14 protein-coding genes are annotated in these 18,282 nt (G+C 36.8%); 5 read left to right on the top strand and 9 right to left on the bottom strand.

Annotated elements, in window-relative coordinates; genetic code table 11:
* Window positions 1-16 precede the first annotated feature (16 nt).
* The 8 genes from BZG02_RS15415 to BZG02_RS15380 form a co-directional block, all read right to left on the bottom strand.
* Window positions 17-1,276, bottom strand: coding sequence for a 4Fe-4S dicluster domain-containing protein (locus tag BZG02_RS15415; protein ID WP_101262340.1), 1,260 nt, complete (start codon window positions 1,274-1,276; stop codon window positions 17-19).
* 57 nt (window positions 1,277-1,333) lie between these two features.
* Window positions 1,334-2,299, bottom strand: a complete 966-nt coding sequence (locus BZG02_RS15410; protein WP_101262339.1) for an electron transfer flavoprotein subunit alpha/FixB family protein — start codon at window positions 2,297-2,299, stop codon at window positions 1,334-1,336.
* 131 nt (window positions 2,300-2,430) lie between these two features.
* Window positions 2,431-3,180 carry an electron transfer flavoprotein subunit beta/FixA family protein gene (locus BZG02_RS15405; protein ID WP_101262338.1) on the bottom strand — a complete coding sequence of 250 codons (750 nt, stop codon included), beginning with the start codon at window positions 3,178-3,180 and terminating at the stop codon, window positions 2,431-2,433.
* A gap of 166 nt (window positions 3,181-3,346) precedes the next feature.
* A complete protein-coding gene (locus BZG02_RS15400; RefSeq protein ID WP_101262337.1) occupies window positions 3,347-4,486 on the bottom strand; it encodes an acyl-CoA dehydrogenase in 1,140 nt (379 codons plus the stop codon).
* 104 nt (window positions 4,487-4,590) lie between these two features.
* Window positions 4,591-5,835, bottom strand: coding sequence for a thiolase C-terminal domain-containing protein (locus tag BZG02_RS15395; RefSeq protein WP_101262336.1), 1,245 nt, complete (start codon window positions 5,833-5,835; stop codon window positions 4,591-4,593).
* Between the two features lie 173 nt (window positions 5,836-6,008).
* A complete protein-coding gene (locus BZG02_RS15390; protein WP_101262335.1) occupies window positions 6,009-7,337 on the bottom strand; it encodes a 3-hydroxyacyl-CoA dehydrogenase family protein in 1,329 nt (442 codons plus the stop codon).
* Between the two features lie 138 nt (window positions 7,338-7,475).
* Complete coding sequence (locus tag BZG02_RS15385; protein ID WP_101262334.1) at window positions 7,476-8,252, bottom strand: enoyl-CoA hydratase/isomerase family protein; 777 nt, start codon at window positions 8,250-8,252, stop codon at window positions 7,476-7,478.
* A gap of 352 nt (window positions 8,253-8,604) precedes the next feature.
* Window positions 8,605-9,312: a YebC/PmpR family DNA-binding transcriptional regulator gene (locus BZG02_RS15380; protein ID WP_101262333.1), complete on the bottom strand. Its 708-nt coding sequence runs from the start codon at window positions 9,310-9,312 to the stop codon at window positions 8,605-8,607.
* Between the two features lie 270 nt (window positions 9,313-9,582).
* On the opposite strand from BZG02_RS15380, the gene BZG02_RS15375 reads away from it, so the two are divergent.
* The 3 genes from BZG02_RS15375 to BZG02_RS15365 all read left to right on the top strand — a co-directional run bounded on the left by BZG02_RS15375 (window position 9,583) and on the right by BZG02_RS15365 (window position 13,587).
* Window positions 9,583-11,631, top strand: a complete 2,049-nt coding sequence (locus BZG02_RS15375) for a membrane lipoprotein lipid attachment site-containing protein (RefSeq protein WP_101262332.1) — start codon at window positions 9,583-9,585, stop codon at window positions 11,629-11,631.
* 217 nt (window positions 11,632-11,848) lie between these two features.
* Window positions 11,849-12,223, top strand: coding sequence for a hypothetical protein (locus BZG02_RS15370; protein WP_143470491.1), 375 nt, complete (start codon window positions 11,849-11,851; stop codon window positions 12,221-12,223).
* 422 nt (window positions 12,224-12,645) lie between these two features.
* Window positions 12,646-13,587 (top strand): mechanosensitive ion channel family protein, encoded by a 942-nt coding sequence (locus BZG02_RS15365; RefSeq protein ID WP_101262330.1) that lies wholly within the window; start codon window positions 12,646-12,648, stop codon window positions 13,585-13,587.
* A gap of 76 nt (window positions 13,588-13,663) precedes the next feature.
* Here BZG02_RS15365 and BZG02_RS15360 read toward each other — a convergent pair whose 3' ends face one another.
* Complete coding sequence (locus tag BZG02_RS15360; protein ID WP_101262329.1) at window positions 13,664-14,035, bottom strand: DUF1801 domain-containing protein; 372 nt, start codon at window positions 14,033-14,035, stop codon at window positions 13,664-13,666.
* A 297-nt stretch (window positions 14,036-14,332) separates the two neighbouring features.
* On the opposite strand from BZG02_RS15360, the gene BZG02_RS15355 reads away from it, so the two are divergent.
* Window positions 14,333-16,129, top strand: a complete 1,797-nt coding sequence (locus BZG02_RS15355; protein WP_101262328.1) for an ABC transporter ATP-binding protein — start codon at window positions 14,333-14,335, stop codon at window positions 16,127-16,129.
* 225 nt (window positions 16,130-16,354) lie between these two features.
* Window positions 16,355-17,905, top strand: a complete 1,551-nt coding sequence (locus BZG02_RS15350) for a phospholipase D family protein (protein ID WP_101262327.1) — start codon at window positions 16,355-16,357, stop codon at window positions 17,903-17,905.
* The last annotated feature ends 377 nt before the right edge of the window (window positions 17,906-18,282 follow it).

Here is an 18,282-nt window from a genome sequence, read left to right as displayed (position 1 = left end):
AACAACTACTTATGCTTCACTCAGCCCATTTCATTCTATCCTCGGGAGAGAATTGCCAAGGAGCACCATTGTTCTCAATATTTGCAAACATGACATTTAACCCTGCTGGAGCAGTAGCCTCTTCCATCACCAAATATCTTCTCATATCCATAATTAAATTTGGATGACTGATATCTATCGGACATTCCTGAGCGCAAGCATTGCAGCTTGTGCAAGCCCAAATTTCCTCCTCGGAAATATAATCGCGTAAAAGTGATTTCTTATCGTCCTTGCCAGCTATTACTAAAGGTCCTTTCTCATCCATTCGCTTTCGCAGATCAACAAATATTTTCCTTGGAGATAAAAGCTTTCCAGTAATATTCGCCGGACAAACATCGGTGCATCGTCCACATTGTGTGCAGGACAAGGAATCCATATAATTCTTCCAGCTAACATCCTCAACATCCTTCACCCCAAAACGAGCAACCTCAGCGTTCTCATCATAAGCAGCTTCGGGATCGAGCATGAGCTTTACTTCGCGAGTAATGCTATCCAAGTTTGGATATTTGGTGAGTGGCTCTAAATTCGCCAAGAATACGTTGGGAATGGATAGAAACACATGAAAATGCTTCGAGTAAGGCAAGTAATTCGCAAAAATGAATATTAGCAAAATATGCACCCACCAACCTAGCTCCTGCAACCAGCCAAAATCCCAGCCAAACAAATTCACCAAAAAGGCTGAAACAGGATAAACTCCTTCGTATCCGTTTGGATGATTGCTAATGTATCCCATGTTGAAACAAATCAGAGAAACCATTAAAAAACCAATAAAATAAAGAGATAACAAAGCATCCCAATTGGCTTTTGGAGTCATTTCTACGCCCGCAAAACGCTTTATCTTTAAGAACATTCTACGAAGAATAAAAAGTTTAATGAAAACGATAATCAACAAAGCAAAAACATCTCCAGAAGCAATCACAATATCGTAGAACCATCCTGTGGAAGCGAATAGTCTATCCTGTCCACTAACTCCATCCACAACCATCTCGATACTGCCAAGAGTTATTACCAGAAAGCCCCAAAACACCAATGCATGCATTAAACCGATAACGGGCTTCCGAAATATTTTAGTTTGCCCGAAAGCTATATTTAGGGTATGGGAAATTCGTGCTCCAATGTTTTTAATTGGATAAGCTGGCTTTGTTAAGCGAAAGAATCCCCACAAACGCTTTACTGAATAGGCAAAGACGCCAAATGTGATCAATAATGTGATGATGAAGAGGATTTGTTTTATCATGACTCCGTAATTAATGTGATTAATAACAAACTCTTAGCCTTCTTTCGCAGGCTGATATTATTTTGAATTACTAATAGCTTTGGTCAATTTTGGCAATACGTCCATTACATCACCAATAATTCCATAATTGGCAACACCAAAAATAGGCGCTTCAGGATCGGTATTAATTGCAACAATACACTTACTCCTGCTAATGCCTGCAACGTGCTGTATAGCTCCTGAAATACCTGCAGCGAAGTACAAATTCGGTGCAATCACCTTTCCAGTTTGTCCAACATGTTCTTCATGGCCACGCCATCCTTCATCCGAAACTGGGCGAGAGCAAGCTGTTGCAGCTCCCAACACTGCCGCCAATTCTTCTACAATGCCCCAATTATCGGGACTTCTCATTCCTCTACCTGCCGAAACAACAATATCCGCATCAGCAAGATCCATTCTATTTGTTTGCTTTTCTTCCTCCAAAACCTGAATTTTAAAAAGACTGGCATCTAATTGTGGAGCATATTCCTCAATCGAAACATCCACCTGATTCTCTTTAAGTCCAAAGCAATTTTTAGCAATAGTGATTACTTTTACCGGCGAATCTATTTGGACATATTCGAAGGCTTTTCCCGAAAAGGCACCTTTTTTTACCACAAATGGATTTATTGTTATTGGAAGCTCCAATACAGCAGCCACCATTCCCGCCTTCATTTTAACAGAAATTCTTGGAGCTATGGCTTTACCACTCTCATTATCGCTCATTATAATTGTGCTTGCGCCTTCTTTTTCTGCTAATTCGGAAATCACTTGGGCATAAACACGACTTGTTAAAGTATTCATTTGAGAATTATTCACCGAAATAATTCTTTCTGCGCCATATTTTCCTAAACTTTTCAATTCTTCCTCCTTCACCTCTCCAATCGAAACTATTATAAATTTTGTATTTAATTGACTGGCTAAGTTTTTTGTATAGGATACCAATTCATAGGAGGAATTCTTAAATTTCCCGTTCCAATTTTTGGCAAATGCAATCACTGACATAGGCTTTTCTTTTAGATATGAGATAATAGATTTTAGATATGAGACTTGACACTAAAAAAATAAGGCTTTCCGACTCATTAATTTCTCATCTACCATCCATCATACTTGATTAAACATGGTAATCTTATCACTTATAATACCTTAGCTTCGTTTTTCAAAAGCTCAAGCAATTGTTCAACATGCTCGGCATCAAGCATTTTGCAAGCTCCCTTAGCTTCTGGCATTTCAAATTTCACCGATTTGGTCAATATTTGCATTTCGATTGCAGGCTTCACCTCTAAAGGTTTCTTCCGCGCCATCATAATTCCTCTCATGGCTGGAATTCTAGGTTCTGTAGCAATTCCTTTCTGAACAACAGCCACCAATGGTATTTTGGCTTTAATTTTTTGCTTTCCTCCCGGAATTGCGCGATAAAGAATTAATTCGTCCCCTTCAAAAGCTACACTAGTTACCGACGAAACTCCGGAATAATCCATAAATTCTGCAATCATTGCTCCTACAGATGATCCATTATAATCACTAGATTCAATTCCACTAAAAACAATATCGAATGGATTTTCCTTTAAATATGCGGCAATTTGTCCAGCAACGGAGTATGCATCGGCAGGACAAGCGTCTATTCGAATCGCTTTATCGGCACCAATGGCAAGCGCTTTTCTTAAAGTTACATCCGTTTGAGCACCACCAACATGAATCACAGAAACCTCATCTACCGAATTACCAGCATCCTCCTTCAATTCCAATGCGCGGGTCAAGGCTAACTCGTCCCATGGATTAATAATCCACTGAACACCTGAATCGTCAAACAGCGTATTCTCTTCCTTGAATTTCACTTTTGTTGTGGTATCAGGAACGTTACTTATACAGACTAGTATCTTCATATGCATTTAGTTTTAGTATCTGGTACCGAAATACTAGCAAAGACTATTTCCGGCTACAACAGTTTCTATTAAAATATCAACTTAATCTATCTATTTATGAAACATCACATAAACAACTACACAATAACTATTTATGCATATTTAAAATTACATTTTTAAGAATTTTTCAAGCAATTAATCCCCTTGAAATAACAATCTTCTGAATCTCGGAAGTTCCTTCATAAATCTGAGTTAGCTTCGCATCACGCATTAAGCGTTCCACATGATATTCTTTCACATATCCGTATCCTCCGTGAATCTGAACCGCCTCAGTAGTTACCTTCATTGCAGTTTCAGCAGCATATAATTTAGCCATTGCACTTGCATGTCCATATGGTTTTCCTTGATCTTTTAGCCAAGCTGCTTTTAGGCAGAAGAAACGAGCCGCTTCAATCTCAACAGCCATATCGGCTAACTTGAATGCGATTGCCTGATGCTGAATAATCTCTTTTCCAAAGGCTTTTCTCTCCTGAGCATATTTTAATGCCAATTCGTATGCTCCAGAGGCAATTCCCAAAGCCTGAGAAGCAATTCCAATTCTACCGCCTTCCAGCGATTTCATGGCCAATTTAAATCCAAACCCCTCTTCCCCTAAACGATTTTCTTTTGGTACTTTAACATTATTGAACATTACGGAACAAGTATCTGATGCCCGCATTCCCATTTTATTTTCATGAGGTCCCACCGAAATCCCTTCCGATTTGGCATCAACAATCAATACATTAATTCCTTTGTGTTTTAATTCGGAGTGAGTTTGTGCCATTACAATGTAGGTGGAAGCTGACTTCCCATTCGTAATCCAATTTTTGGTGCCATTTACAAGGTAATGGTCTCCCATATCAACGGCAGTAGTTCTTTGCGAAGTTGCATCAGAACCCGCTTCGGGTTCAGATAATAGAAAGGCTCCTATTTTTTCCCCTCGAGCCATAGGTTTTAAATATTTCTGTTTTTGTGCTTCAGTACCATACTTTTCAACACCCCAGCAGACCAATGAATTGTTTACCGACATAATTACAGAAACCGAGGAATCGACCTTTGAAATCTCTTCCATTGCCAATACGTAGGATATGGTATCCATTCCACCACCATCATATTCCAAACCAACCAACATTCCTAAAAAACCTAATTCTCCCAAACGCTTTACTTGCTCGGTTGGATACGTTGCTTTATCGTCTCGTTCAATTACTCCAGGAAGTAATTCGCGTTGCGCAAAATCGCGTGCGGCGTCCCGAATCATTAGTTGCTCTTCGGTAAATTCAAAATTCATAGTTTTAATTTTTAGGTGTGAAATTTAAAACCGGATGAATCCTCTCCTCTATTCCATCTTACATCATCCCCTTATCTTTTTTGCAATCATATTATTCATTCTATCTATTCGCCTCGTTTGTAAACAATAGCAACCAAAGACTTATCGTCTCCACCCATGTTAACCGACATTGCATACGGTTTTTCCTTTGTTATTTCAATTTGTGCCTCTCCAGCCTGTCCTGTTAATTGTTCCCAAATGGTAACAGCCTGATGAACACCAGTTGCACCAGTTGGGTGTCCCCATCCAATTAATCCTCCAGTGGTATTCACCGGAACTTCACCCCCTCTGGAAGTATGCCCTTCCAAAACAAAAGTTGCGCCTTTTCCTTCCTCTGCAAAACCAATAGCCTCCATTGCCATTATCCCAGCAATGGAAAAACAATCGTGTACTTCCACAGTTCCTAACTGATCCACCGTAATTCCGGCCATCTTCATTGCTTTTTCCGCTACTGCCTTCATGGTAGTCAAACTAGTCATTACCTCCGGTTTTTGAGTAACATCGGCTACAATATGTGCGAAACCAAGAATTTCAACAGCATCTTTTGCGTGCAATCCAATTCTTTTTAAACCTTCTTCTGATACAATTGCAATTGCCGAAGCTCCATCGGAAACCTTTGAACAATCAAAAACATTTAAATGATCCACAAAGCCTTTGGGATTTACAGGTGTATTTGCTGTTTCTTCCAAATCCTTATTGGTATTATGAAACTCCTGCGCTGTTTTACACAAACGAGCATTTTCAATGGCATTGCAATACCATTTCGCCATGGCTTTCCGAGTAATTTCGCGACCAAATTTTTCATAGTAAACACCAGCCCGATCGCTAAATACTCCTGGAAAAAAATACGCATGCCCCTCTTTACGAGTTTTTTGCCATCCGGCACCAGACAAAACATCCGCTCCGTAAACTGCTTTCATGGTATTCTGAACTTCAAAACCAAGCACAAGCACCACATCAGCTGTTTCGGCAAGAATAGATTTCATCCCTGTAGTAAGTGCTAAACCTCCTGATGCACAAGCCCCTTCGACTCTAACTGCAGGCTTATATTTTAAATCTGCATCTATTAAAGGAAAAAAAGCAGGCAAATTGGCTTGTCTATTAAAACGCGAAGCCATAAAATTCCCAATTACCCCTTCGTCAACATTTTTCGCCCCGCCAATCATCTTTAAAGTGGCTCGACCAGCTTCCTGAATGTAATGCTCCATATCGGGACGAGGCTTTTTAGGATGAAATTCATTTCTACCGGTTCCCATCGAAATGGTATTATAACCAGCTAACATGTATATTTTTTTACGTAGAGCGTTCATTGTTTTAGATATGAGATAATAGATGTGAGCAATGAGAATAATTTCAGAACATCAAACAATCACCTAGTATCGGTTATAAATAAAATATCTACAAATCAGTATCCTAATCAATGATTTAGAGCCAAAAGCAAGATATACTTTAATAATCTTGCTTTCAGCGCCTAAAACCTATTTTAGAAATACTCGTTAATGGGTCCGTATGCATGGAAAAAACCTGTTTCCATAACGGTATTCACATCTTCTTTTGAGGCTGCAACTTTCGTGCTTACCAACATTTGACCTATTGCTTTGGAGTTTTTACCGTAAGCAATTGCCAAATTGGCTCCCACACTATCCATTTGATGCAATTCATTAAAAAATTTCTTTAAATGATCGGCTTTCTTTACGTCGCGAACTATGGATTTCCAATAAAGTTTAAGTGTTGGAAGTTCTCCTAATAAAGCCGCACAATCCATCTCAATGCTTTCGGTTACCATATATTTTGCCTGCTTTAAATCGTAAACTTCTGTAATTCGGCCTTTTTGATATTTAAAAATACCGTTCTTTTGAGAACCATCCGCAAATTGACCACCTTTCACTTCATTATCAAACAATTCATTTAAAGTAGTATGCGATAATTTTTCATTGGGAAATGAAGGTTGCATGCTCTCTAAAATAAATCGGGCAACGTCGATTCCCACATAATCTAACAATTGGAAAATTCCCATTGGTCGCACTAACAAATCTCTACTTATGGTATCGATCAAGAAAAAGGCTTTTGCCCAGCCTTCGGTTTTTGCCAATTCTTCCGCCAAATTAAGAGCATATAGTGCGTCACGCATAAAGTGACCGTTACCTATAAATCCTGCAATGTCTCTCGACTGAACAATAATTTTCCGCATCGATTTGGCTAAATCTATCGAAAAAGCAGCTAAATCGTCGTTCGTATTATCCGTTTTAATAATCTCCAATAATTTTTGAATTACTGGAGGGTTGTAAAAATGATAACCAATAATATCCCCATTTAATCCAGCTTCTTTTTCGATTCCACCAATTGGAATAGACGAAGTATTGGTTAAAAACCAAGCATCTGGATTATTCTGTTTAATTTGAGAGAATAATTTCACTTTTAACGCCTTATCCTCTTTAATAGCTTCGAATATTAATTGAGAGCTATAAGCAGTCTCGATACGAGTGGATGTTTGTATCATTTCCATCACATCATACACAAACTGACTAATGATCTCTTCATTATCAATTAAATCTTCACGATCCTCGTACCAATTGCGTAATTCGACAATATTCTTTTCGCCGTGCTTTACCAATTGCGATTTTACGTAACCCGATAAACTATTTAAAGCCGATTGAGATACATCAATAGCGTTTAAAACAAATTCTTTATCTTCTTTTTTGCCAATTTTCAGTTTGGCCATTTCTAATGATAACAGAACCAGAATGCCACTTCCCATTTTTCCTGCGGCACCTAAAACACTTACATTTTCCATTTTTCGGATCAAATCCATATTACTTATTGTTTAAATTTTGATTTTTATACTATATTAATTGATACAATTTTCCCATTTGAGTCAAAAAACAACACCCATCTTCACTTCCTACTTACTGATACAAGTTACAATAAGTCTCCCTACATTTTTTGATTATTACCAGTTTGGTTTGCGTTTTTCTAAAAAAGCATCTATCCCTTCTTTTCGCTCTTTCTGATCTTCTTTAAATAAGCGTCCAAACTCTTTAGATTCCATTTTGCCGGCATCTTCACTCGATAATTCCAGTCCCTCTCGAACCATAAGTTTTATTAAGCGCAAAGCATTAGGACTTTTAGAAGCCATTTTTTCGGCCAGCTCCAGACTTATCTCGAGAACCGATTCTGGTGGCGCCAATTTCTGAACCACTCCTAATTGATATGCTTCGGCAGCAGTTACTCCCTCGCCAAGCATCATTAAATACATTGCGTTTCCAGCTCCAACCAAACGTGGTAATCTTTGCGTACCATTAAATCCTGGGATCAAACCTAAGTTTACTTCGGGTAAGCCCAACCTGGCTTTTTCACTGGCCACACGTATATCGCATGACAATGCCAATTCCAGACCTCCACCAAGAGCAAAACCATTAATGGCTGCAATCACAGGTATTTCCAGATTCGCAATTTGATCGAATACCACTTTCCCTATTTCAGAAAAATCGTAAGCCATTTGAGGAGAATACTCCTGCATCGCTTTTATATCAGCGCCAGCGACAAAAGCTTTTCCTTCTCCGGTAACTACTAATACTCGAATACTTTGAATGGTTTCCCTGTCCTCTAAGAAACAGGATAGCTCCTTAAAAACATCCTTATTCAAGGCATTTAAGGCTTCAGGACGGTTAAGAGTCAAAATTCCAATTTTGCCTCTTTTTTCAAATTTTAAATAATTAAAGTGCATGTGTATATAAATCAATTATAATTGCCACATGGAACTTATCATACTTTGAATACTCTAATTTTAGAATAAAATTCCTTACGATTCAAAGATGAAGGTTTCATAGGTGTGTTAGGAGATGCTTTTTCATCTACATATCTAAATATAATAAAAACTCTTAACTTACAAAAGCTAAGTTTTCTGACTCACACACCTTTAGAACCCACCTCCAACATTTACAATGCTTTAAGAAATTGAAAAAAGCAAAAAAAAAGACCTTGCGTTCTTTTTTTAAGACATTGCATAATAAAAAAGCCTGATCCGTTAAACGAATCAGGCTCTGTATCATCAAAATATAAATTAAGCAATGCTGTTCTTATGCCATGTTGTGATAAACATTTTGAACATCATCGTTATCTTCTAGTTTCTCTAACAGTTTCTCAACGTCTGCGACTTGTTCCTCTGTTAATTCTTTTGTATCCATTGGTATTCTTTCGAATCCAGATGAAATAACCTCGATTTGGTTTTCTTCCAAATAAGCTTGGATTTTACCGAAATCAGGAAAATTACCATAAAGCATGATTCCTTCGTCTTCAGCAAATACTTCTTCAACGCCAAGATCGATTAATTCGAATTCTAATTCTTCAATATCCTGACCTTTGTTTTCGATTTGAAAATGACATTTATGCTCGAACATAAACTCAACACTACCAGCAGTACCTAAACTACCTTTGCATTTTGAAAAATAAGAGCGAACATCAGCAACTGTTCTAGTATGGTTATCGGTTGCAGTTTCAACTAATACGGCAATACCATGTGGAGCATATCCCTCATAAATAATTTCCTTATAGTCTTTCTGATCTTTGGAAGTTGCTTTTTTAATTGCTCTTTCCACATTATCCTTAGGCATATTTACTGCCTTTGCATTTTGAATAACTGCGCGTAAACGAGAATTAGTAGCGGGATCGGGACCACTTTCTTTAATTGCCATTACGATATCTTTACCAATTCTCGTAAAAGCTTTAGCCATCTTGTCCCAACGCTTCATTTTTCGCGCTTTTCTAAATTCAAATGCTCTTCCCATAATTTATGTATATATTTTGCGCAAAAATAGTACATGTAATCCAATCCATAAAGAGAAAACACAATTTTTTTACTATAATAAACGAGCTTTTACTTTGTACAAGCCTTATAACTATTGTTTTTCAATGCTTTATTTTGAATTCGAAATGCCTTTCATTTTTTATTCTCAACTAGTAATGCAACCCAAAAGCATGAAAAAGCTCATTGTTTAAAAGCACTCAAATTTGTATTTTTAGCGACACTTAGTCAAACAAATAACAACTCTAATTAAATGAAAAAGATTATCATTCTATTTGTTGCAGTGCTACTTTTAGCCTCCTGCGAAAATCAAGAAAAAGTGAATAAAAAAGCAGATATCTCTACGATTACCGCCGAAAGTATAACTCAGGTAATTAATGAGCTGAACGCTTCCAATTCAGGCATAGACAAATTTCTTATGGAAAAAGGCGTAAAACATGTGGCAAACCTATGGCGCGATAGTGATGGTTCGGAAGAAGAATTTAAAGCTTTCTGTAAAAAAAACTATATCGCTGATGTAACAGAAAGAGAACTTGTTTTTCAAAAAATCTCTAGAAACATCGAAATAATTACTGGTAATTTTAACAAAATTACTCTTGAATTGTTGGAACCAGTGCACTTGAATACCTTCGAGCAACATGCTATCGACAATGAATTTGGCGCTTACAGTGTAGATTCTCATTGGATGAATGATTTCTACCAAAATAAAATTGCTTTTATTATTGCCTTAAACTTCCCTCCCTTTAGTTTAGAAGAAAAAGAAGCAAACGCAAAAGAATGGACACGTAAGCAATGGGCTTATGCTCGTTTAGGAGATTATTTTACAGCCAGAGTTCCTGCAGAGCTTTTACAGGAAGCGGGTAAAGCTGCTGCAAATTCGGATGTGTATATTATGGACTACAACATTCATGTTGGTCATTTAACCGATGCTGCAGGAAATCGTTTCTTTCCGGAAGATAAAGTTCTTTTATCGCACTGGAACTTACGCGATGAGATTAAAGCCAACTATGCCAACACAAATGATGGTTTAGAAAAGCAAAAGATGATTTACCAAGTGATGCAACGCATTATTTCTCAGGAAATCCCTGAAAAGGTAATTAACAATGGAAAATTGGAATGGGATCCTTACACCAATATGGTTTATGAGAATGGAAAAACGATTGAAGCCACTCCGGAACCAAACGAAAGATACCAGCAAATTCTAAATAATTTCCATGCCAACAAGGCAATCGATGCCTACTATCCAGATCAAAACACCTTCATTAAAAGACAATATGACGGAGCAAAAGAAATATCTGCGGAAGCAACTGAAAAGATCTTTACCGATTTCTTACGTTCTGATGAAACCAAAAAAGTTGGAGCTTTAATTAAACAACGATTAGGTCGCGATTTAGAACCATTTGATATTTGGTACGATGGCTTTAAAGCCCGAAGTGGCATGGATGAATCGAAACTAGATGCTCAGACTCGTAAATTGTATCCAAATGCAGTTGCTTTAGAGGCTGATTTACCAAATTTATTGGTAAAACTGGGTTACGATAAGGAAAGAGCTCAATGGTTAGGCGATCATATTGCTGTAGATCCAGCAAGAGGTTCGGGACATGCTTGGGGTGGTGCTGCAAAAGGACAAAAAGCACATTTGCGTACCCGAATTAGTGAAAAGGGAATGGATTACAAAGGATACAATATTGCGGTTCATGAATTCGGACACAATGTTGAGCAAACCATATCGCTTTATGATGTGGACAACTTTGTTATGAATGGAGTTCCAAACACTGCATTTACCGAAGCTTTGGCTTTTATTTTCCAGAAAAGAGATATGCTTTTATTAGGTATTACTGACGATTCTCCGCAAAAAGAAGCCTTAAAAAAATTAGATTTATTCTGGAGTGCCTACGAAATTATGGGAGTATCGGTATTGGACATTCGCATGTGGAAATGGTTGTATGAAAATCCTGAAGCGGATGCGACACAGTTACGCGATGCCACGATGCAAATTGCCAAAGAAGTTTGGAATGAATTCTACGCTCCTGTTTATGGTGTGAAAGATCAGACCATTTTGGCAGTTTACTCGCACATGTTGAACAGTCCTTTGTATTTATCCAACTATGCTTTTGGAAATGTAATTGAATTTCAATTGGAGCAACAATTAAAGGGAAAGAGTTTCCCAACAGAAGTTGATCGTATTTTTAAACAAGGACGATTAACTCCAAATCAATGGATGGTAGAAGCAACTGGTAATGATTTATCGGCGACTCCTTTATTGAATGCGGCAAAAGAGGCTTTGGAAGAATTGAAGTAGAAAAATTAGATTTTAAATATTTTAAGACCAACGATTTGTTACATCTTCGTTGGTTTTTTTTAATTTATATTTCCAATTATCAATAGCAATTAACAAAGACTGTCTTTAAAAAGATGGTCTTTTTTAGCTTTTAAATAGGACTTATCATAAAAAACCTATAAATTCGTGAGTGCAATTAATTATTGTACGGGCAACTGCAAAAACTAAGAATATAAATATGAATATAATTATTAACGGCTTTCAGATTGACAAAGCTTATTTACTCCAATTGTTAGCGGATGATCAAAAATTGCTTGCAATAAAAATTTTAAAAGAAACTACCGACTTAAGCTTACAAGATAGTAAAGCTGTAATTGACCAATTACAAGACGACCCAAATTATTACGACGGAGAAGAACATATCATAGGATATTCCGCTGATGAGTCCTGGGAAGAAGCAGAGGAAACAGAAAAACCAATTGCTTCATCCCCTACCACATCTGCAAGAAAAAGTCACTACCTAAAAGATGACAACAAATCAAGCAACGTATACATTATTTTATTTATACTGATTTGTATAGCAGGTTCTATCTACTTTTATTTGAACAAATAATTAGAAGTATTCTAATTGCAGAATAAGTTGAGCTACTATTTTCTCTGCAATAGTTCGTTAGTATTTAAAAGTAAAATTTCACTCCTACTTGTCCTACTTGTCAAGCATGAAACCGCAGTTATTACACAAGGAAAGTTTCTTCGTCCCGATACATCAAGATCAATAATGACAAGGAGAATAGGCTTTTTGGACACATTTTTCATTTTCACTATCGATCGATAAAACAAGAAGAGACAGCCATTTTTATTTGATGAGTGCTCCCCCCTATTTTTCCATTGGAAACATCGTAAAAATTGCATAAATTCACTGCTTATTCTTGGCAAAACAGATAAAGCTCCTTATTTCCCAATGCCGAAATGATTCGCATTCTTTTCCATTCACAATTCGTGCAAAAAGGAAAAATAAATCAATAACTTTAAGAAATGAAAAAGTATTACAAACTCATTATAAGCACTTTAATTATATTGGTATTACTAGCAATAGAACCCATATTACGTTCTATTTCGAGTATTTCCGGATTGGAAGAATCGCTGTTAATTACGCAAAAACACAACCTATTAATTGTTGCCTTTTCCTGGCTAATAATAGAGGTAATTAGAAGAATTAAAAGTGTATTTTTAGGAAGATTTGACATCTCGCAAGAGGATAATCTTAAATCTCGAAAATTACATACACAATTTAATATTCTGGAAAAGGTACTCCAATTCATTATTGTACTTTCTGCCATTGGATTGATACTCCTTTCGTTTGAGAATATCCGAAAAATTGGAATTGGAATTTTTGCATCGGCAGGATTAGCCGGTATTATAATAGGGATATCGGCACAAAAAGCTGTTGGTACTTTACTAGCAGGAATACAGATTGCAATTACCCAACCATTCCGGATCGACGATGCTGTTCTTGTTGAAAATGAATGGGGATGGATAGAAGAAATCAACTTAACCTATGTAGTAGTTAAAATATGGGATCAAAGGCGTTTGGTATTGCCATCCACCTATTTTTTAGAGAAACCGTTCCAGAATTGGACTAGAAATAATGCTGATATTATTGGCACTGTATTTTTGTATACCGACTATTCTATTTCGTTTGATGAGCTAAGAAAAGAACTAACTCGTCTGCTAAATAAAAGCGAACTATGGGATAAAAAAGTAAATGTACTTCAGGTAACCGACTCGAAAGAAACAAATGTTGAAATCAGGATACTTGTTAGTGCCAAAAACTCGCCAACCGCATGGGATTTAAGAGTTTATATTCGCGAAAAAATGATCGAATTTATTCAAAATAACTATCCTGATAGTTTACCAAAAACAAGAATAACGATTAATGACAACACTCAAAAGCAGGAGCGGAATAGCAATTATTAATAGCATCGAAAACTTTAGGAATTAAAGAAGCGCTTCGTTTTTTATTTGTTATTTAAAGAACAGATTAAAAAAACGCCTACTGCTTATTTGTTTTAATTATTCCCTTTCGGTACAATTCCAAAGCTTTATTCAAGAGCAATTCAATGGTTTGTAGTTGTAAATCAAAATTCGGATTCACCTTAAAAATCTTCATCCTCACTCTATCGCCCTGCTCCAGCATTGGATGATTTAAACGATTCCCCTCCACAAACAGAATATATGGCTGCTTGCTTTGTTTCTCTACATTTAAAAAACAGAACATTTTCGCTTGATAACAAAAACAGGGCAAATTCCACTTTATTGTTTCGCAAATATTATCATCTTGTTTGGTAATAATATCTCGCAAAGCAAGAAAACAAGACCTATTTGGTTCATCGTGCTGTAAATAAAAGTTATGAAGCTGCTCCATCCTGTATGCCGGTTTATTTTAATATTCGAAAAAAGAATTACAATTAATAATACTCCAAATTAAAATAAAAAGCTGTAAGAATAGATAGATAATTCGCCCAACCCACCGTACTCTTCAAATAAAAAAGCTTAGAATAGAAATAAAACATTCTTAAACCGACAGCTTGATTGATAGGATGTAAGTAAAACTTGCATGCTTACCTTTATAGTAAAACACAGTAAAAACAAGTTACAGAGAAGCAATATCTCGACTAATTTGTCTATTATTAGGAATTAAACTAAATAGTGATCGTACAAAATGGCAAGAACACATAGCGCAGACACCTCCGATGTTCCGAAAGGAAAAATTAATAAAAGTGGCTTTATTAGTGCCATTCGCCTCTACAAATACATTAAGCCTTACCGAGGACAATACTTTTTAGGCATTTTTTTCTTATTGGGTTCCAGTTTAGCCAGTTTGGCTTTTCCGAAACTCCTTGGCGACCTAGTAAACTCTGGGCATAACACAAGCCTTGGTCAAAGTTTGAATCAAACGGCCATTTTAATTGCTTGCGTTTTAGTTCTTCAGGCGAGCTTTTCGTATTTCCGAATTGTTTTATTTGTGAACGTAACGGAACGATCGCTTGCTGCACTCCGACAGGCTACCTATCGTCATTTAATAAAACTTCCCTTGCATTTTTTCGAACGAAGAAGAGTTGGAGAACTAAACAGCAGAATATCAGCAGATGTGATTTTGCTTCAGGAAACCATGACCAGTACACTTGCCGAATTCATCCGACAAATTATTGTAATTACTGGTGGAATTACTCTTTTGGCTATTATCAGCATAAAACTTACCGCCTTTATGCTAATTACTCTACCTCCAACCATGATTGCAGCAAGATTTTTTGGTCGATTTATTCGAAAATTCTCTAAGGATGTACAAACCGAGCTAGCAGATTCGAATACAATTATAGAAGAAACCCTGCAAGGCATACAAAGTGTGAAAGCATTCACCAACGAATTTATTGAAATTGCCCGTTACAAAAAGAAAACTATTGAAATTGCCAATTTAGGAATGACAAGAGGCAAATACCGAGGTGCATTTTCCTCTTTTATTATTCTCGGTCTTTTTGGTGCCATTGCTGCAATGGTGTGGCAAGGTGCACGTTTATTGCAAGCCGGAGAAATGCTGGCCGGAGACTTATTTTCTTTTGTTATTTATTCTGTTTTTGTAGGCGGTACCATTAGCGGATTGGCAAATGTTTATACCAATATTCAGAAATTTATTGGTGCTACCGAAGACTTGTTCAAAATTTACGATGAAGAACCAGAGGACATTCAGGATTTAAAAGAAATAGCTCCGAAATATAAAATGCATGGAGAAATCAGCCTAAAGAATTTGAATTTTGCTTATCCATCACGAAAAGAGCAAATGGTGCTGAACGATATTAATTTAGAAATTGGACACAATAAAATGATCGCATTGGTAGGACACAGTGGTGCGGGAAAAAGTACCATGGCCTCCCTCCTGCTAATGCTGCATCAAGCCCCCAAAAACACTTTATTTTTTGATCAAGTAGATAGTCACGATTTTCCCTTATCAGCCATTAGAAATCAGATATCTTTGGTACCGCAAGATATTTTTCTATTTGGAGGAAGTATCAGTGAAAATATTGCCTACGGAAACACGAATGCCAGCACCCAAGAAATTTACGAAGCTGCACAAAAAGCCAATGCCTTGGAATTTATTGAGCGCTTTCCCGAAAAATTCGACACCATTGTTGGCGAACGTGGCACACAACTTTCCGGTGGTCAGCGGCAGAGAATAGCCATTGCCCGGGCTATTTTAAAAAATCCAAAAATTTTAATTTTAGATGAAGCCACCTCTTCATTAGATTCCGAATCGGAAATGTTGGTTCAGGAAGCCCTTGAAACACTCATGAAAGGAAGAACCTCCATTGTTATTGCTCACCGCCTGTCGACCATTCGAAATGCCGATGAAATTCTTGTTATGGAGGCAGGTAAGATTGTAGAACAGGGAACACACGAAGAATTGATGCAAATTTCGGAAGGAAAATACAACAAGTTAATTCAATTACAATATTCGAATTAAAAAACAGACGCTGCTCTTTATGATTTTATATGATCTACATCAATTATAAGACTTGATAATACAAACTACTAATAAGTGATTAAAGACACTGTCAATGATTTTTGAATTGGAAACAATACCTGCTCTTTCTCCCAAAACATAGCGTGTGGGAATAAGATAACAGTGTAAGAAGTAAAAATCAATTTTAGTACCTTTACCAACTTTTAAAATAAAAGGCAGTATTCTATGGAAAAACAAATCAATTCCCTTCTGCACGCTAAAATTTACTATTTCGTTGCCTTGATTTTACTGGCATCTTGTGCTAAAAAGAAAAACGAGGAACAGGAAAGCGATTTTTGTTCGAAAATTCATCGAAACGATAGCTTAACACTCTCTCAGGAATTGAAAGACATTGCTCCGTTGATGGCAACAAAAACAGGAGTATATGTGCTTGAAGATGGCAGTGGTTCCCTGGTAGCCCGAGCCTGGTTAAGCGAGTATGCCGAAAAAACCATCGACATTCAATATTTTATTTTCTCGACCGATAATGTGGGATTGATTGCTTGTGATTACTTAATAAGAGCAGCCGACCGAGGTGTTAAAATTAGAATTATTGTTGATGATATTATGCTCGATGCCGACATTGAAGACCTTTTGATTTTTGCCTCGCACAAAAACATTAGCGTTAAAATATACAACCCCGGAGTTAATTTGGGCAAGAATCTCTTTCAAAAAATAAAGAAGTTTGCCAGCGATTTTAGAGGTGGAAATCAGCGAATGCATAATAAAACCCTTATTGTAGATGGAAAGGTAGTGATTACAGGTGGCCGTAATATTGCCGATGAATATTTCGATTACGATCATGAATATAATTTTAGAGATCGGGATATTTTATTGTTGGGAAAAGAAACTGCGAAAGTAAATGAATCATTCAATCAATTTTGGAACTGTTCCTTAACAAGCAATATTGAAAATTTAATTGAAGATGAAGCTATTGATATTTATTCAGAGAACAGATTTGATAAGCTTCATGAGTATGCTTGCAATCCGGTTAATTTTTGGCCTCAGGTAAGAAAAAGAATAGAAAATTTACCCGCTACGTTTCAAACCATTAAAAATTCGGGCGATTTGGTTTGGGTCGACAATGTTCATTTTATTTCTGATATTCCCGGTAAAAATAATGGCGAAAATGGCTTAGGCGGTGGTGGAATCTCTACCAGTAGTTTAATTAGTTTGGTGAAAAAAGCCAAAACCTCCATCTCCATTCAAAGTCCCTACCTCATCACCTCCGAATTAAGTCAGAATTTATTTCGAGAAGCAACAAAGCGCGGTGTGAAAATTAGAATACTAACCAATAGTTTAGCATCTACCGATAATGTGGAAGCATTTAGCAGCTACCAAAGCGATCGCGAAAAACTATTAAAAACCGGGGTGCGGATTTTCGAATTTCGTCCTGATGCCGCCGAGCGCACCAAAATAATGACCGGCGAATTGCAGGAGAAACTAAATCACAAGCCCATATTTGGCCTTCATGCCAAATCGATGGTTATCGATGAAAAAATAACGGTGGTTGGATCGTTTAATTTAGACCCGCGAAGTGCCAATTTAAATACCGAATGCGTTGTTGTAGTTCATTCCCACAAAATAGCCAGAGGCGTGTTAAATGGTATGGAAATAGAATTTGAACCAGAAAATTCCTGGGAAACAACATTGGAATACAACCCCGATTCCGAAGTAACTCAGTACAAACGTTTAAAAACCTGGACAAGAAAAATTCTTCCCAAATCAATTTTGTAAAAAAAAATTAAACGCTGATTTTTTATGATTTTAAAAGATCAACACTGATAATTATTTTACTTGCATCACCTCAACCTAGCCCTATCCTTAATGAGAGGAAATTAAATAATAGAAGTTTGTCGATATGTATTCACCCTTCCCCTTCGGAACTTTCCCTGCAAGAGAAAGGTACTTTCAATAAGCTTTTAACAAAAATTTTTAGCTTGGCAAAACATCAATAACTACAATCTCCCCTTTTAAGGAAGAAACCCTACAAAGAGAAGGGTACGTAAGTAAAACCATCGCTATACTAAACGTGAGCAAAAATTATTACGCACAATTAAGTTTATAAAAAAAGCACAGGCTAAAAGTTGAATACAACAATTGGGCTGTGCTTT

Origin of the sequence: Labilibaculum filiforme (genome assembly GCF_002843315.1) — a bacterium.
Classification (GTDB): domain Bacteria; phylum Bacteroidota; class Bacteroidia; order Bacteroidales; family Marinifilaceae; genus Labilibaculum; species Labilibaculum filiforme.
This window is presented reverse-complemented; position numbering and strand designations above follow the sequence as displayed.